Origin of the sequence: Pseudomonas sp. IT-93MI4, from assembly GCF_949767635.1 — a bacterium.
GTDB classification, from domain to species: Bacteria; Pseudomonadota; Gammaproteobacteria; order Pseudomonadales; family Pseudomonadaceae; genus Aquipseudomonas; species Aquipseudomonas putida_A.
Genome location: NZ_CATKPP010000044.1, coordinates 52,302 through 74,853, shown reverse-complemented (window position 1 = coordinate 74,853; position 22,552 = coordinate 52,302). Strand labels below are relative to the sequence as shown.

19 protein-coding genes and 1 pseudogene are annotated in these 22,552 nt (G+C 62.1%); 12 read left to right on the top strand and 8 right to left on the bottom strand.

The window, feature by feature from the left end; all coding sequences use genetic code 11:
* Positions 1–13 precede the first annotated feature (13 nt).
* From accB to gcbA, 4 genes and pseudogenes are all read right to left on the bottom strand, one after another.
* Positions 14–475 carry an acetyl-CoA carboxylase biotin carboxyl carrier protein gene (gene accB, locus ACM6I7_RS17250; RefSeq protein ID WP_027613594.1) on the bottom strand — a complete coding sequence of 154 codons (462 nt, stop codon included), beginning with the start codon at positions 473–475 and terminating at the stop codon, positions 14–16.
* A gap of 48 nt (positions 476–523) precedes the next feature.
* On the bottom strand, positions 524–976 hold the full coding sequence (gene aroQ / locus ACM6I7_RS17245) for a type II 3-dehydroquinate dehydratase (protein ID WP_025111759.1): 453 nt from the start codon (positions 974–976) through the stop codon (positions 524–526).
* 241 nt (positions 977–1,217) lie between these two features.
* A pseudogene (locus ACM6I7_RS17240) lies at positions 1,218–1,724 on the bottom strand (methyl-accepting chemotaxis protein); the annotation flags it as partial.
* A gap of 1,491 nt (positions 1,725–3,215) precedes the next feature.
* Positions 3,216–4,886, bottom strand: coding sequence for a diguanylate cyclase GcbA (gene gcbA / locus ACM6I7_RS17235; RefSeq protein ID WP_027613596.1), 1,671 nt, complete (start codon positions 4,884–4,886; stop codon positions 3,216–3,218).
* Positions 4,887–5,312: 426 nt separating this feature from the next.
* Between gcbA and ACM6I7_RS17230 the strand changes: the two genes are divergently transcribed.
* The 7 genes from ACM6I7_RS17230 (at position 5,313) to ACM6I7_RS17200 (ending at position 12,881) form a co-directional block, all read left to right on the top strand.
* Complete coding sequence (locus tag ACM6I7_RS17230; protein ID WP_007963034.1) at positions 5,313–6,380, top strand: DUF2333 family protein; 1,068 nt, start codon at positions 5,313–5,315, stop codon at positions 6,378–6,380.
* Positions 6,381–6,383: 3 nt separating this feature from the next.
* Complete coding sequence (locus tag ACM6I7_RS17225) at positions 6,384–6,941, top strand: NUDIX hydrolase (RefSeq protein WP_135294876.1); 558 nt, start codon at positions 6,384–6,386, stop codon at positions 6,939–6,941.
* A gap of 188 nt (positions 6,942–7,129) precedes the next feature.
* Entirely contained in the window at positions 7,130–7,501 is a 372-nt protein-coding gene (locus ACM6I7_RS17220) for a translation initiation factor Sui1 (protein ID WP_007914613.1), read from the top strand.
* A 219-nt stretch (positions 7,502–7,720) separates the two neighbouring features.
* Complete coding sequence (gene speA, locus ACM6I7_RS17215; RefSeq protein WP_003221289.1) at positions 7,721–9,634, top strand: arginine decarboxylase; 1,914 nt, start codon at positions 7,721–7,723, stop codon at positions 9,632–9,634.
* Positions 9,635–9,864: 230 nt separating this feature from the next.
* Positions 9,865–11,202, top strand: coding sequence for a type VI secretion system Vgr family protein (locus ACM6I7_RS17210; protein ID WP_414888937.1), 1,338 nt, complete (start codon positions 9,865–9,867; stop codon positions 11,200–11,202).
* Entirely contained in the window at positions 11,199–11,993 is a 795-nt protein-coding gene (locus ACM6I7_RS17205) for a DUF4123 domain-containing protein (protein WP_414888936.1), read from the top strand. The genes ACM6I7_RS17210 and ACM6I7_RS17205 overlap by 4 nt, the downstream gene beginning before the upstream one ends.
* A gap of 12 nt (positions 11,994–12,005) precedes the next feature.
* Entirely contained in the window at positions 12,006–12,881 is an 876-nt protein-coding gene (locus tag ACM6I7_RS17200; RefSeq protein ID WP_414888935.1) for an alpha/beta hydrolase, read from the top strand.
* Here the strand turns inward: ACM6I7_RS17200 and ACM6I7_RS17195 are convergent.
* Together ACM6I7_RS17195 and ACM6I7_RS17190 are read right to left on the bottom strand one after the other, a co-directional pair.
* The gene (locus tag ACM6I7_RS17195) at positions 12,875–14,224 is read right to left on the bottom strand and encodes an MATE family efflux transporter (RefSeq protein ID WP_414888934.1); all 1,350 of its coding nucleotides are present in this window, start codon (positions 14,222–14,224) and stop codon (positions 12,875–12,877) included. The genes ACM6I7_RS17200 and ACM6I7_RS17195 overlap by 7 nt on opposite strands.
* A gap of 151 nt (positions 14,225–14,375) precedes the next feature.
* Entirely contained in the window at positions 14,376–14,669 is a 294-nt protein-coding gene (locus ACM6I7_RS17190) for a hypothetical protein (RefSeq protein WP_007963021.1), read from the bottom strand.
* 160 nt (positions 14,670–14,829) lie between these two features.
* On the opposite strand from ACM6I7_RS17190, the gene ACM6I7_RS17185 reads away from it, so the two are divergent.
* The 5 genes from ACM6I7_RS17185 to ACM6I7_RS17165 all read left to right on the top strand — a co-directional run bounded on the left by ACM6I7_RS17185 (position 14,830) and on the right by ACM6I7_RS17165 (position 19,361).
* A complete protein-coding gene (locus tag ACM6I7_RS17185) occupies positions 14,830–15,132 on the top strand; it encodes a MazG-like family protein (protein ID WP_007951009.1) in 303 nt (100 codons plus the stop codon).
* A complete protein-coding gene (locus ACM6I7_RS17180) occupies positions 15,132–15,881 on the top strand; it encodes a methyltransferase (protein WP_103368075.1) in 750 nt (249 codons plus the stop codon). The genes ACM6I7_RS17185 and ACM6I7_RS17180 overlap by 1 nt, the downstream gene beginning before the upstream one ends.
* A gap of 12 nt (positions 15,882–15,893) precedes the next feature.
* Positions 15,894–16,502, top strand: a complete 609-nt coding sequence (locus ACM6I7_RS17175) for a DUF4136 domain-containing protein (protein WP_098967043.1) — start codon at positions 15,894–15,896, stop codon at positions 16,500–16,502.
* Between the two features lie 51 nt (positions 16,503–16,553).
* Positions 16,554–17,111 carry a DUF4136 domain-containing protein gene (locus tag ACM6I7_RS17170; protein ID WP_103368076.1) on the top strand — a complete coding sequence of 186 codons (558 nt, stop codon included), beginning with the start codon at positions 16,554–16,556 and terminating at the stop codon, positions 17,109–17,111.
* A 252-nt stretch (positions 17,112–17,363) separates the two neighbouring features.
* Entirely contained in the window at positions 17,364–19,361 is a 1,998-nt protein-coding gene (locus ACM6I7_RS17165) for a pilus assembly protein TadG-related protein (RefSeq protein WP_414888933.1), read from the top strand.
* Here ACM6I7_RS17165 and ACM6I7_RS17160 read toward each other — a convergent pair.
* Positions 19,358–22,105: a PAS domain-containing protein gene (locus tag ACM6I7_RS17160; RefSeq protein WP_414888932.1), complete on the bottom strand. Its 2,748-nt coding sequence runs from the start codon at positions 22,103–22,105 to the stop codon at positions 19,358–19,360. The two genes, ACM6I7_RS17165 and ACM6I7_RS17160, sit on opposite strands and share 4 nt — an antisense overlap.
* Positions 22,102–22,545 (bottom strand): TadE/TadG family type IV pilus assembly protein, encoded by a 444-nt coding sequence (locus tag ACM6I7_RS17155; RefSeq protein ID WP_414888931.1) that lies wholly within the window; start codon positions 22,543–22,545, stop codon positions 22,102–22,104. The genes ACM6I7_RS17160 and ACM6I7_RS17155 overlap by 4 nt, the downstream gene beginning before the upstream one ends.
* Between the last annotated feature and the right edge of the window lie 7 nt (positions 22,546–22,552).

Below are 22,552 nucleotides of genomic sequence, written 5' to 3'. Positions count from 1 at the left end.
GGCTCTCCGCAGTTCAAACGATGGTGAACAGCGGTTGGTCGTACTCAACCGGCTGGCCGTCTTCGACGAGGATGGATTCGATCACACCGCTGGTTTCAGCTTCGATGTGGTTCATCATCTTCATGGCTTCGACGATGCACAGAGTGTCGCCTTTCTTCACGGTCTGGCCGACTTCAACGAAGGCTGGCGAGGTTGGCGAAGATTTACGGTAGAAGGTGCCTACCATTGGCGAGCGGGCCACGGTGCCGTTCAGTGCAGGAGCAGCAGCGGCAGCCGGAGCGGCAGCAGCTACTGGAGCAGCGGCGGCAGGCGCAGCGGCCGGAGCCTGCATCGGCGCCGGAGCGTAGTACTGCTGAGCCGGGGTCTTGCTGTGACGGCTGATGCGTACGGACTCTTCGCCTTCCTTGATCTCGAGCTCGTCGATGCCGGACTCTTCCAGCAATTCGATCAGTTTCTTAACTTTACGGATATCCATGAATCATCAACTCCCAAGGGTCGGTCAGGGGCGTTTAACGCTTGTGGTTCAAGTCGTTGCCTGTGTTTCAAGCTGTTCTAGTGCGGCCTCCAGGGCCAGTCGGTAACCGCTGGCGCCAAGGCCGCAGATCACTCCCACCGCTACATCGGAGAAGTAAGAGTGATGGCGGAAAGGTTCGCGCTTGTGCACGTTGGACAAATGCACTTCGATGAATGGGATGCTCACTCCCAGCAGCGCGTCACGTAATGCGACACTTGTGTGTGTAAATGCTGCTGGATTGATCAGAATGAAATCGACACCCTCACCGCGAGCGGCGTGGATGCGGTCGATCAATTCGTACTCGGCATTGCTTTGCAGGTGCAGCAGATGATGGCCGGCTTCACGGGCGCGGCGCTCCAGATCCTGATTGATCTGCGCCAGGGTCGTTGACCCATAGGTGCCCGGTTCGCGGGTGCCGAGCAGGTTCAGGTTGGGGCCGTGCAGCACCAGTAGCGTCGCCATCTGCGTGTTCCTTGTTATGAATGAGCAGTCGTCAGAACCCGGCGACTATGCCGCAAAGGCTTTGTGACTGTCCAGTTCTCTGCAATAGCCAGCACGATGACCGATGTTTGCGCGAAATTTGTGACCGAGTGATTTGATCCGGTCATTTGTGGGGGCAGGAATACCGCCTTCGCGAGCAAGCCCGCTCCCACAGGGGTACGCATTCCAATGTGGGAGCGGGCTTGCTCGCGAAGGCGATTTTTCAGACGCGGAATGCCTGCACGGCGGTGTGCAGTTGCCCGCCCAATACCAGCAGGTTCTCGCCCTGTTCGCGACCTTCGCCGATACGGAGCAGGTTATCCCCGCCCAATTGATGGATCCGCTCGCTGTGGTCGCGGATCTCGCTGACCGCGCCGCTCTGCTGGGCGGTGATGTCGGCGATGCGGATCGCCGTGTCGGAAATGGTCTGGATCGCGCCAACGATCTTGTCCAGCGCGCCGTCCGCCGCTTGTGCCTGATTGGCTGTGGCTTCGGCGTGTTCGACCTGTGCGCGCATGCCTTCGACCGATTGTCGGGCAGCAGTTTGCAGGCCGGCGATCAGCGTCTGAATCTCCGCCGTGGCGCCCGCCGTGCGTTGCGCCAGTGAGCGCACTTCCTCGGCCACCACCGCAAAACCACGGCCCATTTCTCCGGCCCGCGCCGCTTCGATGGCTGCGTTCAGCGCCAGCAGGTTGGTCTGGTCGGCAATCGAACGGATCACCGTCAGCACGCCGCCAATGGTCGCCGACTCTTCGGCCAGGTGCTCGATCATCTGCGCGTTGCCTTGCACCTCGCCGACCAGCGCGTGCAGCCCGGTGAGGCTCTGGCCGATCACGGTCTGTCCATGTTCGACCGCCAGCCCTGCATGGCGACTGGCGTCCGCGGCCTGGCGCGCATCACCGGCCACTTGCTGAATGGTCGCCTCCAGTTCGCCGAGGGAGTCGCGGATCAACGCGGTATCGCCGGCCTGATGTTCGGCGCCGCTGTGCAGCTCGTTGCTCAGTTCGGCGAGGGTACGGCTGCTGCCGGCGACTTGTTCGGCGTTGCCGCGAATCGTCCCGACCAGATCCACCAGATACGCGCGCAAGCGGTTGAGCGAAGCCTCGATGTCATGCAGTTCGCGGTTGGTCTTGCCCAACTGAATGTCGTTGCTGAAATCGCCTTCGGCCCAGGTCGACAGCGCCGGCGCGAGGTTGGTCAGAGTGCGCGACAGGCGCCGCTGCAAGGTGTCGATCAGCAGGGCGATCAACAGAATCAGGCCGATCATCACGCCCTGCATCAGGCGCACTTCGCCCTGAATCTGCCCGTGCTGGGCGCGTACCACCGGCTCAAGCCCGGCGATCGCCTGTTGCACGGCGGCGATCTTCAGGTGGGTCGCGGTGCTCAGGTCGGTGCGTTTCTGGATCTGCTCGCGGGTACGTGCCAGCTCCGCCGGATAGCGACCGAGCAGGCTGTTGAGTTCGCGCTTGAGGCCGACCCCGGCGTCTTCGGCGGCTGCTTTTTCGGTGCTTTCGATGCCCATCATCGCGGCGAAATCATCACTGCCGGATTCATTCTTGGCGACCACGCCGAGCAGGGGCAGGGCGTCGATGGCCTGAGCCTGGGTGCGGATATTGTCGACTTCACGCTCGACGTCGGCGGCCAATTCACTGCGGCCGCTGCTGACCAGTTTGTCGCGGGCCAGCGACAGCTTGCCCAGGTGCTGCGAAGCGACCAGCAGCGGCGTCAGGTAAGACGCGTTGCCATTGGCGTAGGTGCTGAGTTGATCGAGGCTGGCGCTCAGTTCGCGTTCGGCTTGCAGCAGCAGTGCTTGCGGATCACCGGCCAGTTTGCCGGCGGCGAGCAGGTCGGTTTTGCTGAACTCTTCGAGGCTCGACAGACTCGGGCGCAGGGTCTCGGCCAGTGCCGGCGGCAGTTCGCCGAGCTCCTTCTGCAGGCCGTCGATGGCCTGGCTGGCGCTGCTCAGGCGCAGGGCGTCGCCGCTGGCGAGGTAGTCCTCGACATTGCGCGCCACGTCATTCTGAAATTGCTGCGACAGGCCGAGGTAGCGCTCCATCAACAGATACGGACGCTCCAGGGCTTTTTGCGACCACCACAGCGTCGCGCCGAGGGCCACGCAAACGGCGACCAGCAGCAGAGTGTTGAGATTGGTGAGCAACTTCAGGCGCATGACGGCTACCAACGGCAGAAATGGTAAGCGCCTGAATTTATTGCGGTTCTGTTACAGGGTTATGACCGAATCAGTGGATTCCGATGAAAAGGTGGCACTTTGCTTTGAGTCGCGCGCGGTCTGCACTCGATTGCGTCCGGCACCTTTGGCGCGGTACAGCGCTTCGTCGGCCTGGCTAGCCATCATCAGGCTGTCGGAATCCTCGTGCATTTCCACCACGCCGGCGCTGAAGGTGCACCACAAATCGTGCGGTTGCGCCGGGTAGTGGATTTCGGCGAAGCGCTGGCGGATCTCGTCGAGCACTTTGTGCGCCGCTTCTATATCCGTGTCGGGCATGACGATGGCGAATTCTTCGCCACCGTACCGGCCGATGAAGTCGGTCTTGCGCAGGCGTTGCTTGAGGAACAGCGCCAGGCTCTTGATCACTCGGTCGCCCATCGGATGGCCGTGACTGTCATTGACTCGCTTGAAGTGGTCGATGTCGAGCATGGCAAAGCTCAGCGGCTTGTTCTCGCGACGGGCGCGGAACGAGCAGTCTTCGAGCAATTGCAGGATGTGCGTGTGGTTGTACAGGCCGGTGAGGCTGTCGCGGACCATGCGTGCCTTGAGATTGCGCGCGCGGGCGGCGCGGTTGCGCACAGTCGTAATCAGATGCCGAGGCTTGATCGGTTTGGTAAGGAAATCGTCGCCGCCCTCGCTCATGGCGTCGAGCTGCTTGTCCAGATCGTCCTCGGCCGAAAGATAAATGATCGGCACGCTGACGTAGCGGTCGTTGTGGCGGATGACCTTGGCCAGTTCGGTGCCGGTGCAGGCCGGCATGTACATGTCGAGGATGATCAGATCCGGCTGGAAGTCCGCCAGTTCGGCCATCGCCTGGATCGGTTCGATCAGGGTGCGCGTGACGATTCCGGCGCTGTTGAGCAGGCGCTCGGTGTGCAAGGCCTGGGCGCGGGAGTCGTCGATGATCAGCACTTTATAAGGTTCGTACTGGGCGACGCAGGTCAGGACTTCGATCTTCTCCAGCAGGCTCGACGCTTCGAGGGTGCCGGTGAGGAATTCCTGGCCGCCGGCGCGCACGGCGGCGAGGCGCGTCGGGGTGTCGGTTTCGTGCAGGCTGAAAAACAGCAGCGGCAGCGGTTCTTCCAGGCCAACCTGGGCTTCGGCAGCCAGTTGCAGGCCGACGCCTGCGCCGCTGAAGTCCACGTCCATGACGATCGCGGCGGGCAAGCGCTCAACCATCGAGGAGCGAAACGCCGCGACACTGTCCAGCGCCTGCGCGGTCAGGCCGAAAAACTCCAACTGCTTGGCCAGCCGCTCGGCGCGGTCGTGATCCTGCAACATGACGTAGATCGGTTTGCGCAGCGGCGGCAGGAAGGTCTGGTCGAGTTGATCACCGTGGCGCAGACCGGTGCGCGACAGACGCTGCATCAAACGATTGAGGTCAGTGATCAGGCCGCTGCTCAGGCGTCCGCGATTGGCGTCCACCGCTTCCAGCGACTGGCCGATATGACGCGCGAGTTGCGTATGCTCGGGCTGCTCGAAGCGCTCGGCAAAACGCAGCAGGCGCAGATTGGCCTCGCTCAGTTCGGCGAGGTCGGCGGTGGACCACTCACTGCGTTGCAGGCGCTGCCATATCTCAAGAATCTGACGTGCCTGATGAATTACCCGCTGGGCAAAGTGGTGCTTGAGGCGCTCACGGCTGGGGTCTTCTGGCTCGGTCATATCCTGACTACTAGTTAGGGCGCATGCTGAGATCGACTGGTGGCTCTATGCTAGCACCTCTTTTCCCTTATATGAGTGTCGTGCGTCAATAATCTGCGGTGCTGCACAATTCAGTTTCTGACCGGGTGGTTTTGGATGAGACCTGTTCGTCGATGAACCTCCCGAAAACCGGGCATATGGTGCTGCTCGAAGCGTAAACAAGCCTGTGTGCACCACGCTGTGCTGCAGACAGACGCTGATCTGCAAATGCCTGTTTCGCAGCTTTGTTGATGGCGCTGTATCAGGGAAACCCCTAGAGAATTTGCGGGTCGATGCCGCGCGTTCCGTGGATTTTCTGCTTCTCTTCAATGGCGGGTGCCGGCCTTGGCACGTTGTTGTATGGTTGTGGTCGAACCGTTGAACCCAAGTGATTGAAAGGATATCGCCATGCTGGACTGGAAGAACCGCGCGGGCAGCGCGCCTGAACGTGCCGCTGAGCCGAAGTCGGCCACCCGCAGCTATGTGGGCGGGCTGTTGTTCAGCCGCGCGCTGGCCACGCTGATCGGCATTTATCTGCTGGTGACCATCGGCCTGGGCTGGTACTGGAGCCAGGAGCCGGCGCTGTTTCCGGTGGCACAAAACGCCCAGGCGGCTGCCGAGAAAGAAGGCAAGCAGATGGTCGTCGGCTACACCACGGTCGAAACTCTCAAGACCGTTGCCGGTACGTTGCTGAACAAACCGGGAGGCTACATTTCCAACGACCGTTTTCCGCCTGGCCTGTGGATGGACAACACACCGAGCTGGGAATACGGCGTGCTGGTGCAGGTGCGTGACCTGACTCGTGCCCTGCGTAAGGACTTTGCCCGTTCGCAGTCGCAGTCGGCCGAGGATGCTGATCTGGCCAAGGCCGAACCGCGTTTCAACTTCGACAACAAGAGCTGGATCCTGCCGTCGAGCGAATCGGAATATCAGGAAGGCATCAACTCCCTGAGCCGTTATCAGGCGCGTCTGTCTGATCCAACGCAGAAAAACGCCTTGTTCTACGCCCGCGCCGACAACCTCAACAACTGGCTGGGCGATGTCGGAACCCGTCTCGGTTCGCTGTCGCAACGCCTTTCGGCCAGTGTCGGCCGGGTCAAGCTCAACACCGCGCTGAAAACCGAAGTGCCTGCGGTTGGCGAAGTACCGCAGGTCGACGAGGAAGTCGTCGAAACCCCGTGGATGCAGATCGACAACGTGTTCTACGAAGCACGCGGTCAGGCCTGGGCGCTGTCGCACCTGTTGCGCGCCATCGAAGTGGACTTTGCCGATGTGCTGGCGAAAAAGAACGCCACGGTCAGCGTGCGCCAGATCATCCGTGAACTGGAAGCATCGCAGGAGCCGGTCTGGAGCCCGATGATCCTCAACGGCAGCGGCTTCGGCGTGCTGGCCAACCACTCGCTGGTCATGGCCAACTACATTTCCCGGGCCAACGCTGCAGTGATCGATCTGCGTCAATTGCTCAATCAGGGCTGAGTCATGGTCGATAGCGCCAAAGAGGCGGCGCACCGCGCCGCCTCCGATGCCGAACAGATCGCCTGGGTCGACGAGCAGGACAACTTGCTCGGCGCCCTGGTGCGGGCCGATCTGCGTGAGCGCGGGCTGATCGGGCGCGGCACCTACATCATGTTGTTCAATTCCGCTGGTGAGCTCTGCGTGCATCGACGCACCTTGAGCAAGGCGATCTATCCCGGTTACTGGGATGTGGCAGCCGGCGGCATGGTGCAGGCCGATGAGACCTACGCTGAATCGGCGGCCCGCGAGCTGGAAGAGGAATTGGGCGTGAGCGGGGTGGAGCTGACCGCCCACGATCATTTTTTCTTCGAGGACACCGGCAATCGCCTGTGGTGCTCGGCATTTTCCGCGGTGTGGGACGGCCCGCTGAAACTGCAGCCGGAAGAAGTGCTGGAAGCACGCTTTATTCCGGTCGATCAGGTAATGCTGGAAATCCAGCAAAAGCCTTACTGCCCGGACTCTCTGGCCGCGTTGAAGCGCTATCTGAAGGCTCAACAAAGCGGCGTCGCAAAGAACACATAAATTGGCGCCGATTGGCTCTTAGCAATTGCGCTTTTTGCCGTTACACTGCGCGACCTTTTCAAGCTGCACTGACCTGCTTTTGTTCAAGCGCACGGTGCAGTAGCGCTGCCCCTGCCTGAGTGGGGCTTCGCGGTCGATGACCTTGCCCAAGGTCGCGATCAGTCTTTGTCCTCCCAAGAGGATTGCCGGTGGCCAAAAAAGCCGCATCCTTCGCCGCCCTTGGTGGCCTGGTATTTTCCACCGACGCAGGTCGTCATTGCCCGGAATGCAGTAAACCGGTGGACGCCTGTATCTGCAAACAAACCGTGATCCCGGCCGGGGACGGCATTGCCCGCGTGCGTCGCGAGAGCAAGGGCCGTGGCGGCAAAACGGTGACCACCATCACCGGCGTGCCACTGGCCGAAGACGCCCTCAAGGAGCTGGCGACAACGCTGAAGAAACGTTGCGGCACCGGTGGGGCGTTGAAGGACGGGATCATCGAAATCCAGGGCGATCATGTCGAGCTACTCTTGGCAGAGCTGATCAAACACGGTTTCAAAGCGAAGAAGTCCGGCGGCTAGCAGCCTCTGTGAAATCCATCTGCGGCTTGATCCGGCACTGAAGCAGTTCAGATCCGGCGTCGTCTCCATGGTTTTCACAGAGCCTGTTCATGACCGGTTTCTAAACTACACGCAGTCAGTGCGGTCTACCGCCGCACTGACGAACCGTCATTTTCATTCTTTAGACTGCGCCGGCCTGCGATCAGGCGACGCACTATGACTTCTTTATAGGGGACTTCGATGTCCGTACGACGCACACGTAAAGACGATGGCAGCCAATGGACAGTTGCGGACAGCCGCAGTGTTTACGGGATTCGCCATTGGGGGGCCGGGTATTTCGCGATCAATGACGCCGGTCGCGTCGAAGTTCGTCCGAACGGCCCGAGCAGCTCGCCTATCGACCTGTTCGAACAAGTCGACCAACTGCGCAAGAGCGGCTTGTCCCTGCCGTTGCTGGTACGTTTCCCCGACATCCTGCAAGACCGTGTCCGTCAACTGACCGGTGCTTTCGACTCGAACATCGAGCGCCTGGAATACCAGAGCAAGTACACCGCGCTGTACCCGATCAAGGTCAACCAGCAAGAAGCGGTGATCGAGAACATCATCGCCACCCAGAACGTTTCCATCGGTCTGGAAGCCGGCTCCAAGCCTGAGCTGCTGGCGGTGCTGGCACTGGCGCCGAAGGGCGGCACCATCGTCTGCAACGGTTACAAGGACCGCGAGTTCATCCGTCTGGCGCTGATGGGGCAGAAACTCGGCCACAATGTGTTCATCGTCATCGAGAAAGAATCCGAAGTCGGCCTGGTGATCGAAGAAGCCGCCTCGCTCAAGGTCAAGCCGCAGGTTGGTCTGCGCGTGCGTCTGTCGTCGCTGGCCTCCTCGAAGTGGGCGGACACTGGTGGCGAGAAATCCAAGTTCGGTCTGTCGGCGGCGCAACTGCTGTCGGTGGTCGAGCGCTTCCGCGCGGCCGGCCTGGATCAGGGCATTCGCCTGCTGCACTTCCACATGGGTTCGCAGATCGCCAACCTGGCTGACTACCAGCACGGTTTCAAGGAAGCGATCCGTTACTACGGCGAGCTGCGCAACCTTGGCCTGCCGGTCGATCACATCGACGTCGGCGGCGGTCTGGGTGTCGACTACGACGGTACCCACTCGCGCAATGCCAGTTCGATCAACTACGACATGGACGACTACGCCGGTGTCGTGGTCGGCATGCTCAAGGAATTCTGCGACGCGCAGAGCCTGCCGCATCCGCACATCTTCTCCGAAAGCGGCCGCTCGCTGACCGCGCACCACGCGATGCTGGTGGTGCAGGTGACCGACGTCGAGAAACACAACGACGAAATCCCGCTGATCGAAAACAAGGAAAACCTGCCGGAAACCGTGCAGTGGCTGGTGGACCTGCTCGGCCCGACCGATATCGAAATGGTCACCGAGACTTACTGGCGCGCCACGCACTACATGAGCGACGTGGCTTCGCAGTACGCCGACGGCAAACTGACCCTGGCGGAAAAGGCCCTGGCCGAGCAGTGCTACTTCGCTGTGTGCCGTCGCCTGCACAACTCGTTGAAGGCACGTCAGCGTTCGCACCGCCAGGTGCTCGACGAACTCAACGACAAGCTGGCCGACAAGTACATCTGCAACTTCTCGGTGTTCCAGAGCCTGCCGGACACCTGGGCGATCGATCAGGTGCTGCCGATCATCCCGCTGCATCGTCTGGACGAAGAGCCGCTGCGTCGCGCCGTGCTGCAAGACCTGACCTGCGACTCCGACGGCAAGATCAACCAGTACGTCGACGAGCAGAGCATCGAGACCAGCCTGCCGGTGCACGGTCTGAACGAAGGTGAAGACTATCTGCTGGGCGTGTTCCTGGTCGGCGCCTATCAGGAAATCCTCGGCGACATGCACAACCTGTTCGGTGACACCGACTCGGTGAACATCTACCAGAACGCCGATGGCAGCGTGTACCACGCCGGTATCGAGACCCACGACACCATCGAAGACATGTTGCGTTACGTGCACTTGTCGCCGGAAGAACTGATGACCCACTACCGCGACAAGTGCGCCAGTGCCCGCATCAGTGCCAGCGAGCGTACGCAGTTCCTCGATGCCTTGCGTCTGGGCCTGACCCGCTCCTCCTACCTGTCTTCCTGAGTCAGGTCTGTTGCACCGGGTTGTCTGAAATTTTCCCTCAAGCTGTGGAAAATTCGGATGACCCGGTGGGACATTTCCCAAATCCCCTGCGAAATAATTGCCTGCCACAGCCGGAGAAGTGATCCGGTCTGCTTTTCGCGTAGGTCATTTCCTAAGTTGTACTTCAGCTCTCTACTCGGCCATGGCTCTCGGCGAGAATCCCCGGCCGCCCCTCCTGTAGAGATCCGCCCATGTTCGAATCAGTCAACGAGCCGTCGTTTCGTCTCGATGTAACGGGGCTGCCCGAGCCCTTCGAGGTGCTGGCCTTTACCGGAAGTGAGGGCATCAGCGAACCCTTCGCCTTTGATATCGATCTGTTGATCAATGATCCGCAACTGGACCTGGCCGGCCTGCTTTACCGCTCGGCGTTCCTGCAGTTCGGTCCCGGACGCAATGGCCTGAGCGGGCAATTGCAGAGTGTCGTCCAACATGAGCACGATCAGGGCGCCCGATTGTGTCGAGTGACACTAGGACCGAAGCTGAGTTGTCTGGCGCTGCGTTTCAGTCAACGGATCTTCAGCAGTCAGTGCGTGCCGAAGATCCTCGCGCAGGTGCTCAAGGAGCATGGGATCGTTGGTGCGCAACGGCGTTTTGATTTGCAGTGCGAATACCCGGTGCACACTTTCTGCACCCAGTACCGGGAGTCGGACCTGCAGTTCGTGCAGCGGCTGTGCGCGCAGGCGCGGATCCACTACTACTTCGAGCACCGACCGGACGGACACTGTCTGGTCTTTGTCGATGATCCAGGGCGTTTTCCCGTGGCCGGCGCGGCGTCTGTGGACGATGGCGCGAGCACCCCGGCGGTAAGACGCTGGCAGATGCAGGTGGACGCCAGCGATGTGGACGCGGGTTCGGCGCAGGCCGGCAAAGCTTATGGCCACAGCGATCTGCCGACCTTGCGCGCCGCGCAGTGGCTGGCGTTGACCGCGCATCCGTTTGCCGAATGCAACCGCCGCTGGTTGCTGAGCCGGATCGAGCATCGTGCTGATCCCGCCAGCGAGCCGGCTTACAGCAACCGGATCGTCGCCGCCGCCCAGGCGCAACTGCCGACATTGACGAGCACCTGTGCCAGGCCGCGCATGCACAGTCTGCAACGTGCATGGGTAGTGACGGTCGATGAACCGCAGCCCGACGATCAGCGGCCGGTGGCGGTGCAGTTCGACTGGCTTTATCAGGGCGAAGGCGCTGCCGCCAGCCATTGTTGGCTGCCGCTCGCAGCAGCGTTGAGCGACGCCTCACTGACATCGTTGCGCGAAGGCGTTGAAGTGGTGGTGAGTTTTCATGAAGGCGATCCGGATCAGCCGGTGATCAGTGGTGTGCTGCAGGAGCCGGCGGTGATCGAAGACTGCGAAGCGCCATTGGCGCTGCCGGACGTGCTGCCGAGCGCGGGCCTGGCGCAATGGCTCAAGTCTGCCGAACCGCTGTTGCTGTTGTGTCTTATGCCCGGCGGCGGCAGTTACAACCACTGCACGGCGTCGATCTGCAGTTGCCGATTGGTCGCGTCGCTGGATCAGGACGGCGCCGCTTGAGCGGCGTCGGCTTTGCCCCGCAGGTACAGTGGCTGTTGCTCGATGGCGCCGATGCGCAGCAGGCGCTGGCGACATTGCGCCAGGGGTTCGCCAGCGTACGTTGCACGCGGCTGTTCCAGTGCACCGAGTTTCAAGCGGTAAGCGAGCACGGTCCGCTGCTGGTCGACCTGCATGACTGCCCGGCACTGGCGGCGCTGTGTCAGCGTGATCCGCAGACCTGGCGCGGGTTGTTGTTCGCCAGTGATGCCTCGCAGGCAGTAATGCTGAGCCACCTGCGACGGATGCTGACGGTCTCGTTCGGGCTCAATCACCGTGCCTTGCTCGGTTATTACAACCGCCAGACGGCAAGTTATTTCTTCGACGCCTGTGACGCCGCCGACTTGAGCCGCTGGCTCGGGCCGATTCGTCTGCTGCGCTGGTACGGCGGCACCTGGGCCGACCTCGCCATCGGCAGTCAGGGCTGGCAGCAACTGCGCAACCCGCAGTGGGCGGTCGAACCGCTGGGGATCGACGAAAGCCTCACCCATCGTCAGCGCGAACGTTTGCAAAGCTGCCTGCTGGAACAACACATCTGGCGCTGGTGCCAATCAATGGGAACCGACTACGCGCGCATGGCCTCCCATGTGCAGGAGGGGCTGAGCCTGGGGTTCAGCGACCGCACGGTGCTGGATGGCTGGTTGTGGCTACGCTTGCAGCATCCCCGGGCGCAACTGCCCGGCGTGCCGGACGGGCTGAGCCAGCAGGAACGGCTCGAGCATGTGCGGCGACAGTGGCAGAACGATCAATCTTGAGGTGCGACATCCATGACAAACCCTCTGTGGCAGCGGTTCGGCGCAGTCCTCGGCGGGTTTCTGCTGCTGGTGCTGACGGGATGTTCCCCGGTCAAGGTGCTCAATGCGCTGACCCCCGACGACACGTTCCACAAAACCGCCGGGATTGCCTATGGCGATGATCCGCGACAGAAGCTCGACGTCTACGTGCCGCGCCAGCCGTTGGAGGACGCGCCGGTGGTGGTGTTCTTCTACGGCGGTAGCTGGAACAGCGGTGATCGTGGCGATTACGCGTTTGTCGGCGAGGCGCTGGCGTCGCGGGGGATTGTCGCGGTGCTGGCGGATTATCGGCTCTACCCGCAGGTGCGCTATCCGTTGTTTCTTGAAGACTCGGCGCGGGCGGTGGCCTGGACCCGGGCGCATATCCGCGAGTTCTCCGGCAACCCGCAATGCCTGTACCTGATGGGCCACAGTTCCGGCGCTTACAACGCGGCGATGCTGGCGCTGGATCCGCGTCTGCTCGGTGCGGTGGGCATGACGCCCAAAGACCTCAGCGGCTGGATCGGCCTGGCCGGTCCGTATGATTTTCTGCCCATCAAGAATCCGCAGGTGCGTCCGGTATTCTTCTGGCCGGACTCACCGCCGCAATCGCAGCCGATCAACCATGTCCGTAGGGGTGAACCCCCGGCGCTGCTGATTGCCGCGACCAAGGACAATCTGGTCAACCCGGCACGCAACACCGCAGGTCTGGCGCGTAAACTGCGCGAGGCGGGTGTATCGGTGCAGGATCTGTACTACTCGCGCCCCAATCATGTGACGCTGGTGGCGACTCTGTCGCGGCCACTTCGGCGACTGGCGCCGGTGCTTGATCAGGTCGTCGCGTTCGTCAAACACACACCGGCTCAGTGAGCGGCACCGCTGAACCAGCCGTCGTTGCGCCGCAGCCACAGGGCCAGTGCGCCGAGGGTCAGGCTGCGCAAGACCATAAACAGCAGGAACGTTATCCACAGCCCATGATTGCCCAGTCCCTGTAATGCCCAGGCGAACGGCAGCAGCAAGGCGACGGTCAGCAGCATGCCGTTGCGCATTTCCCGGGCTCGAGTGGCGCCGATGAACAGGCCGTCGAGCAAGTAGCTCCAGACCGCAATCAGCGGCAGTACCGCCAGATACGGCAGGTAGATGAACGCGGTGTCGCGGACGCTCTGGATGTCGGTCTGCATCTCGATGAACAAGTGTCCGCCCAACAGAAACAGCGCGGCAAAACCGAGGCTGGCCAGCAATGACCAGCCGCCGGCCACCACCAGCGAACGGCGCAGGGCGAGCCGGTCGCGGGCGCCGATGGCGTGTCCGCACAACGCTTCGACCGCATGCGCCAGACCGTCCAGCGCATGCGCGGTCAGCAGCAAACCGTTGAGCAGCAGAGCATTGGCCGCCACCGTGGCATCGCCGAGCCGCGCGCCTTGCACGGTGATCAGGAAAAATACCGATTGCAGCGCCAGGCTGCGGATGAAAATGTCGCGGTTGACCGCCAGCAAAGGGCGCCAGCTCTGCCACACCTTCAACGCTGCCCAGACGATGTGCCCGGGATAGGCGCGCAAGGCGCCACGGGTCAGCCACAGGCCGAGCAGGGCGCCGCTCCACTCGGCAATCACCGAGGCTCGGGCCGAGCCGACCACACCCCATTCCAGACCAATCACGAACCACAGGTTGAGAGCGATGTTGATCAGGTTGGTGCTCAGCAGAATCGCCAGCGGCGCCCGGGCGTTCTGGGTACCGAGGAACCAGCCGACCAGGGCGTAACTGGCCAGCGCTGCCGGCAGCCCGAATAACCGGGTGTGGAAGAACTCGCGGGTCAGTTGATCGAGTTCGGCCGACGGCTGCATGAAGTGCAGGGCCACGCCGCTCAACGGCACGCCGAGAGTGCCGAGCACGATCGCCAGTCCCAGCGCCAGCAGCAAACCCTGCAACAGAATCTGCCGTAACGCCGCGCCGTCGCTGCGCCCGGCGGCCTGAGCGGCAAACCCCGTAGTGCCCATGCGCAGAAAGCCCATGGCCCAGGCGAGAAACGTGTAGAGGCTGGCGCCGACCGCCACTGCGCCCAACTGATGGGCGTGGGGCAGGTGGCCGATGACGGTGCTGTCAACCAGCGCCACCAGCGGCACGGAAATATTGGAAAGAATCATCGGCGCGGCGAGCGCCCAGACCTTGCGGTGAGTCGGGCGGTCGCGCCAGTCGGCAATCAGGTTGGACATGCGGGCTCCTTGGGGGAGCGGGGATTGTAGCGATTCGTACGGCCTGCGATGCAACCAATGTGGGAGCGAGCCTGCTCGCGAAAGCGGTGTGTCATTCAGAACAGTTTTGACTGATCTGACGCCTTCGCGAGCAGGCTCGCTCCCACAAGGGCTAATGAATAATCCAGCTCAACAACCACAACCCCAGCAGCAACCAGATGATCCCGGCAATGATCGACGCATTCATGAACGCGCGAATCGCCGACCACAGCAGCATCAGGCCGACGATGAGCGCGAGGATGCTGATGATCGAAGTGTCCATGCCCAGCGTCTTCGCCAGGCCATCGACAAAATTGCCGCCGGCGTTGCTCAGAATGTTGAACAGGCCGCTGAGCCCATCGACGATGAAACGGATGATCGAACCGAGTGCCTGGCCGAGCCATTCGAAAAAGCTTTCTACCTGCATGTGTGCATCCTGATGAAAGAGCTGAGCCTTGGGCCACCGCGCGGGTGGCCGAGTTCCCTGCAACTATAGAGGGTTTGCCTCAATCCTGTGTGGGAGCGAGCCATGGCCGCTTGCGTTCAGCCGACATCCCCCCGAAGCTATACGCCTTCAGGAGAGCCCGATGAACCTTGTTGAACTGACCGAACGCCTGCACGCCATTCGCGACCGCAATGACTGGCGGCAATTTCACAGCCCGAAAAACCTTGCCATGGCCGCCAGCGTCGAGATGTCCGAGTTGGTGGAGATTTTCCAGTGGCTGACTGAAGACCAGTCACGCCAGTTGCCGGCGGACAAACTGGCGCATGCCGGGCAGGAAGTCGGCGATATCGTCCTGTATTTGTTGCTGCTGTGCAGCGAGTTGGGGCTGGACATGAATGAAGTGGTGCGCAGCAAGCTCGCCGACAGCGAACGGCGGTTCAGCTGATGAGCGACCGGCATTTCGATCAGTTGGCGACCCGTTTCGCCGAAAAAATCTACGGTGGCGCCAAAGGCGCGATTCGCCTCGCGGTGTTGCAGGCCGACCTGGCCGAAGCATTGCCGGACCGACCGCTGCGCGTGCTGGACATCGGCGGCGGTCTGGGCCACATGTCGCTGTGGCTGGCCGAACGCGGCCATGAAGTGACCTTCACCGAGCCGGCCGAACCGATGCTCGAAGGTGCCCGCCAGCGCTTCGCCGAAGCCGGGCAGAGCGCGACGTTCATTCAGGCGCCGTGGCAGGAACTGCTCGGTCAGCTCACCGAACCCTACGATCTGGTGATTTGCCACGCGGTGCTCGAATGGCTGGCCGAACCTCACGCGATCCTGCCGGTGCTGCATCAACTGACCAAACCCGGTGGCTGGCTGTCGCTGGCGTTCTACAACCGTGATGCGCTGATTTATCGCAATCTGCTCAAGGGCCATTTCAAGAAAATGCGCAAAAACACCATGGCCGGTGAAAAGCAGAGCCTGACCCCGCAGCAGCCGCTTGATCCGAGGGAGCTGGCAACGCAACTCGAAGGGTTGTGGCAGGTCGAAACCCAGAGCGGGATCCGGGTTTTCCACGACTACATGCCGGTGGAATTCCAGGCCCGCGCCGAACTCGTGGATTTGCTGGAGATGGAGCTCGCTCACCGTCGCCACCCAAGCTTCGCCGGGCTTGGGCGTTACTTGCACTGGATCTGCCGGCCGATCTGATCGGAGCACCACATGAAAGCTCAATCCGGTTTATTGCTGATCTGTCTGGGGTTGGCCGCCTGCCAAGGCAGCAACCCGTACGTCGCGCAGTCGCGGCCGTTGCCGCCAGCGCCGCCGCAAGCGGCCAACACCTTTGATCGCAGCGCCTACCCGGCGCCGACACGCGATTACGGGCGCTATCGCAGTTGGGCCTGGCTCAACGGGCAGTTACCGCCGGGCACGGCCTGGGCCGACTCGGCGCAAGTGGCCGAAGCGGTGAGCAATGCGCTGGACCAACGCGGGTTGCGTCCGTTGCACGACAACCGTCCGGCCGACTTGCTGGTCAGCGCCAATCTGCGTCTGGAAACTCGCTTGCGGCAGGTGCAGGACGATTACGGTTACGGCGGATACAGTGGCTATGATCGCTACGGGCGCGGTTACGGCATGTACAACACTGTGCCGATTGTTCGCACCTATCAGGAGCAGGTCGTGGTGGTGCAGGTCAATCTGTTCGATGCCGGCACCGGTCAACCGGTGTGGAGCGCCAGCGCCGAGACCGCCAACCAGGGTAGCCAACTGGTGCGCACCGACGCCATTCGCGAGGCTCTGGAAAAAGCCCTGTCGGCCTATCCGCCGAGCTAGACTTCATGTGAGAACGCTTCGCAGGTTCAGGCCTTCAACCGGAGAACAACCATGTTCCGTCGTCTCGCTTTACTGGCCATGGCCGCGCTGCTCAGTGCTTGCGCTGCCAACCAGGTCAATCACGACTTTGACGCCAGCCGCGATTTCGCCGCCTATCGCAGCTGGAGCTGGAAAGAACCCGCGCTGCAATATCGCCCGGATGATCCACGGATCAAGAGCGACCTGACCGAGCAACGCATCCGCCAGGCCGTCAGCGATCAGCTCGACCAGCGCGGTTTGCGTCCCGCCGCGGCGGGGGCCAAGGGCGACCTGAGCGTGCAGACCTACCTGATTGTCGAGGATCGCCAGCAGCAAGTGACCACCAACTACGGCGGCGGTTGGGGTGGCCCGTGGAACGGTTACTGGGGCGCGCCGATGTACAACGAAACTCGCAACATCACCTACAAGGTGGCAACGATCCAGATCGACCTGCTCGACGGCAAGGACGGCAAACTCGTGTGGCGCGGCAGCGATGAACAGATGCTCAGCAGCACGCCCAATCCGCAGGATCGCAGCAACGCAGTGCGCGAAACGGTGGGCCGGATATTGGCCAACTATCCACCGCGCTAGTTCGCTGTAAAAAAAAGGGAGCCCAAGAGGCTCCCATTTTTTGCCCCACCACAAATCTCCCTGTGGGAGCGGGCTTGCTCGCGAAGACGGCGTGTCAGCCACATCCATGTTGAATGACACAGCGCATTCGCGAGAAGACGAGGTCTGCAGGGTTTTGTGCAGCACCAAATGGCGCGTTGCCATTAGCGCCGTCTACACTCAAATCCACCATCGGAGGTAGCGCTCGGCAACGCGCCGGCAAAGGAGTGCGCCATGTCGCCTCGTACGCAGTTCAACGGCCCGGCCCGGCAACGCGGGGCGATCGGGTTGATGGCGGCTGCCACCCTCAGTCTGGCGCTGGTGTTGATGCTGTTGGTGGTCGACACCGGTCGGCTATACATGGAGCAGCGCAAGTTGCAGCGAGTGGTCGACAGCGCGGCGCTGGAAGCGGTCAGTCGCGGCGGCAATTGTCAGTCAGGCCTCAGCGCGGCCACGTATACCGGGCAAAGCGCAGTGCGCAATGGCTACACCGTCGATACCAACAACACTCTGACGACCACCTGCGGCAGCGTGCAGACCGCGGCCAGCGGGTTGCGCGCGTTCACCGCCGATGCAACCCGGTCGAGCGCAATCAAAGTGGACGCCAGCCGCACGGTGACCACCAGTTTTGCCGGCGGGGTGCAGGCCCTGTTCAGCGGCTCGACGGTCAGTCTGAAAACCACACTCAACGCCTCAGCCGTCGCCGCGCAACCGACCCCGACGGTTGCGCAACTGAACATCCGCAGTACGCTGGCGAGCATCAACACCGCCCAGTCGAACATTCTCAATCCGCTGTTCTCGGGGCTGCTCGGCGGCAGCGTCAACCTCACGGCTCTGGGTTGGGACGGTCTGCTCAACACCGACATCAACCTGCTCAGCTACCTCAACCAACTGGCGATCAACCTCAACGTCGCCGCCGGCAACTACACGCAACTGCTCAACACCCAGGCCACGGTCACCCAACTGATTCAGGCGGCCGCGACGGTGGTGCAGCTCAATGGCGCGACCGCGACGGTGATCACTGCGCTGGGTCAGCTGCAGGTTGCGGCGATCAATGCTGCGCCGGTCAAACTCGGCGACATCCTGCAGTTGCAGACCGGCACCACCGCCGCCGGGCTGGATGCCAACCTGCAACTGCTGCAACTGATTCAGGGTGTGGTGCAACTGGCCAACAGCAAAAGCGCGGTGGCCGCGACCTTGCCGATCAGCGTGCTGGGGCTGGCGAATGTCACGGTGCGGGTCAAGGTGATCGAGCCGCCGCAGTTCTCGGCGATTGGTGATCCGGCGCGGGCCAAGGCCAACCCATTGGGGGCGGATCGGATTTATGTGCGCACGGCGCAGATTCGCACGATGCTCTCGGTGAATCTGCCGGTGTTGTCCGGGGTGACCGGGCTGGCCAATGCGGTGTTGGGGCTGGTCGGCACACTGACCCCGACCCTCAATGCGCTGCTGAGTCTGAATCTGGTCGACACGCTCAACTCCGTGCTCTGTCTGCTGGGCGCCGGTTGCGAGCAACTCGATCCGAAACTGCTGCCGAGCCCGCAAATCGATATCGCGCTGGATGCCGGCGGCGCGAAAAGTTATGTCACGGACTACAGCTGTCCGACCGGCACTACCGGCACCAAAAGCCTGACAGCCCACACCGTCACGTCGATTGCAGACCTCAAACTTGGCAAGATTGATCCGACCAACGCCTTTTCATCGGCGGCCGAGCCTGTGGTCTCGCCTTTACCGCTGGTGGATCTGGGCATCGTGACCTGCCACAAGATTCTCGGCCTCGGCAGTTGCGACGCCGCGACCCGTGTTCAATACGGTGCCGGCGGCATCGCGATCAAACTCGACACCCCGGTCGCGCAAAATTCACAGGACCTGGTGTTTTCCAGTGGCACGCCGTTCGCGACTCCGCCCAACCTCAAATTGCCCTCCAGCGTGCAATCGGCGATTCCCACCAACAATATCGTCGGTAGCCTGAGCAACACCCTGGCGGGTATCAACCTGATCGTTTACCAACCGGTCGGCAGCAACCCGCTCGGTGCCATTGTCACCGGAGTGGCCTCGTTGATCAGTGATGTCAGCAGCCGTTTGTTGCCCGTGGTGACCAGCGTGCTCAGCCCATTGCTCGACCCCTTGCTCAACAACCTGCTGAAAAGCCTGGGCATCAACCTTATGGACGTCGACGTCGGTGCCAACATGACCTGCGGCCAGACCGGCAAGGCCTATCTGGTGATCTAGGCGTCCGGTGCAATCGGCAACTCGATGCAGAAACGTGCGCCCTCCAGCGAGTTGCGCACGCTCAAATGACCACCCATGTTTTCGATGATGCCGTAGCTCACCGACAGCCCCAGCCCGGTGCCGACGCCCACCGGTTTGGTGGTGAAGAACGGTTCGAAAATCCGCTCCAGCAAACGCGGCTCGATGCCGCCGCCGTTGTCCTCGACCCACAGCCGAACCTTGTGCTCGTCGCGCTCGGCATAAATCGAGATCCATGGCTTGAACGATGAGTCTTTCTCGCGTTTGCCGAGCAGCGCATCGCGGGCGTTGACCATCAGGTTGATCAGCACCTGCTCCAACTGATCGACGTAACCGCGCACCTGCACGCTGAAAGCGGTTTCGCTGATCCGCAGTTCGACGCCTTTGCCGCGCATGCCTTCGGCCAGCAACGACAAGGTGCCTTCGATGGCCGAGGCCGGGTTGAACAGTTGTTGCTCGATCTCCGAACGACGGCCGAACACGCGCATGTGATCGACCACTTTCGCGGCGCGCTGCACCTGGGCGTCGATGCGATTGAGTTTGTCGGTCAGATAGTCGATCTGCACATCGCCGTTGCCCAGACGCTTGAGCACGTTGACGATGGCCATGCGCATCACGTTCAGCGGCTGATTGATTTCATGGGCCAGACCAGTGGCCATTTCGCCGAGGGTGGCCATTTTTGCGCTTTGCGTGAGTTGCTGCTGCGAGCGCCGCACCTCGGTGTTATCGCGGCCCACGGCCTGCACCTCAAGCAGGCGCCCGTGTTCATCGAACACCCCGCGATCGGACCACACCCACCATGCATGTTCGCGCCCGGGTAATTGCAGGCTGATTTCGGCAGTGCTCACTGGTAGCTCCGGGGTCAGCAGTGCCAGACGCTGGATGAAGGCGGCGCGTTGTTCGTCGGACATCCAGCTGCCCAGATCTACCCCCGGCAATTGCTCCGGGGTGCATTCCAGATAAGTCGCCAGCGGCCGATTGCCGAAGGTCAGCGTCAGGTCCGGGCGATAACGGCAGATCATCGCCGGCGAGTCTTCCACCAGAATCCGGTAACGCTCTTCGCTGTGTCTGACCTGTTCGGCGGCGAGGGTCGCTTCGGTGACGTCCAGCCACAGCCCGACGGCTTCGACCGGCAGACCAAGATCATTGCGCAGCAGTTTGGCTTCGTCGAGCAGCCAGTGGTAGTCGCCGCGTGCGTCGCGCAAGCGAAAACGCGCGCGCGCCGAGCCTTCGCGCAACAGTTGCCGGGTGCGAGCGAAATACAGCTCGCGGTCTTCGGGGTGAATCAGTTGCACCCAGTCGGCGGCGCAGCCCTCGGCCGGCGTCCAGCCCAGCAGCGGCTGCAGGCTGGCGCTGAAGAAGTCGGGAAGCAGCGCACCCTCGACGTAGCGCTGCACATAAATCACCGCCGGCGAACTGGCGATCAGGTTATCCAGCCGCGCATGGGCGGCTTCGGCGCGTTGCTGCTGGTTCTGGATGTCGCTGATGTCGAGCATGAATCCCACCAGCCGCCGCTGTTCACCGCTGCCGGCGACCTGGCCCTGAACGCGATACCACAGGGGCGTTTGTCCGGGGCCGCTGCGGTGCAGGCGAACGCACAGGGTCAGGGGCTCGCCGTGCAATTGCAGGGCATGCAGACGACTGCGCAGTTCTTCGCGGTCGGCCGGATGAATCAGTGCCAGCCAGTCTTGCAGCGAGATGCGAGCACGGTCCGCCGGCAACACATCGAGCAGCGTAGGCGCCAGCAGCATGTCGTCGCCAAGCATTTCCCACCAACCGGTGCCAAGCAGGGTCTGCAGCGATTCGAGGCGTTCGGTGTAGTGATGATGTTGCTGTTCTCGCAGGCGGCTGAGTAACGGGCCGGCCAGTGCGCTGGTCAGGGCCATCCAGTCGCGGTCGTTCAGGTGCGGGGCGGCAACGTCCACGTTGTAGAAGCCGCAGAGCAGCCACGCGACCACCCCACGATCATCGCTGTAGGGCACGGCGAAACCATCGGCGTTGCCAAACGTGGCCTCCACCCGCGCGTGTTCGTACAAACCATGATGGGCGCCAAGGCGTTGCGGCGCGCTGCCGTTGAGGCTGTCGAGCGGCGTGCCCAGACGCTGGCCATCCTGCCACAGCAGCGGCGCGTCGTGGGCGCGATATTGCTCGTAGATCTGCCAGCCCTGTGCCTGTTCGTCGAGCAGGGCGATGGCCAGACACGGGATATGCCAGCGCTGGGCGATGGCCTGCAATTGCTCGCTGAGCACCATCGGCAAACGCGTCAGGTTGCAGACGCGCAGGTGTTCGCTGATCTGCCCGGCGAGGGCCTGACAGGTTTCACGATTGCGCGACTGCTGGCGCTCCAGCAGCAGGTCGCCGATGTCCATCAGTTGCAGCATCCAGCCCTCGGCCGAAGGCTGCACCCAACCGCGCAGGTGCAGGGTCTGATCGCTGAGGCCGGGAAAATCCAGATCGAGTATTTGCCCTTGCCAGTCCTGCGGGCGGCCTTCAATTGCCAACGTACTGTGCTCGAGTAAATAAGCCGACAACGGCAGCGGCGAGTCGTGGGGTGGCTGTTGCGCGAGTTGGTGGCGCAACGGCCCGGCGATCTGCAATACGCCGCCGTCGTGGTTCAGTTGCAGGTGCAGGCCCAGCGGCGGTGCGCCGAGATGATCGGGCAGTTCGTTGGCCGGCGGTGGCGCGCGCTTGAGCAGGCGCCCGAACAGATTGTCGCCGGCGGTCAAAATTTCAGGCTCGACGCGGCGGAGAGGGTGGCGGGCAGACTCGGCACTGCACCCACGCCCGGCAGCACCAGAAACGGCATGATCTGATTGAGCTTGCTAGTGGGGTAATTGACGCTGACCGTCAACGTGCCCTGAGCGGCGTCATAGACCGCTGAGGTGTCGACGCCGACCACCAGATTCAGGGTTGATGTCCACTGCAACTGATCGGCCAATACGGCGTTGGCAGTGCTCACCACCACCGAGGCATAACCGGGGGTATTCGGATCCACCGCGACGCTGCGGCGCACGGCTTCGGACGTCGCCTCGTTGAAGCTCTGCATCAATAGAAACGGCAGGCTGTAACTGACCAGCGCGTAGAACACGGCAAAAAAAATCACAAATACCAAGGCGAATTCGATCGCCACTGCGCCTGCCTGTGATTTTGCGAAGCCGGTTTTCATGAGTGCG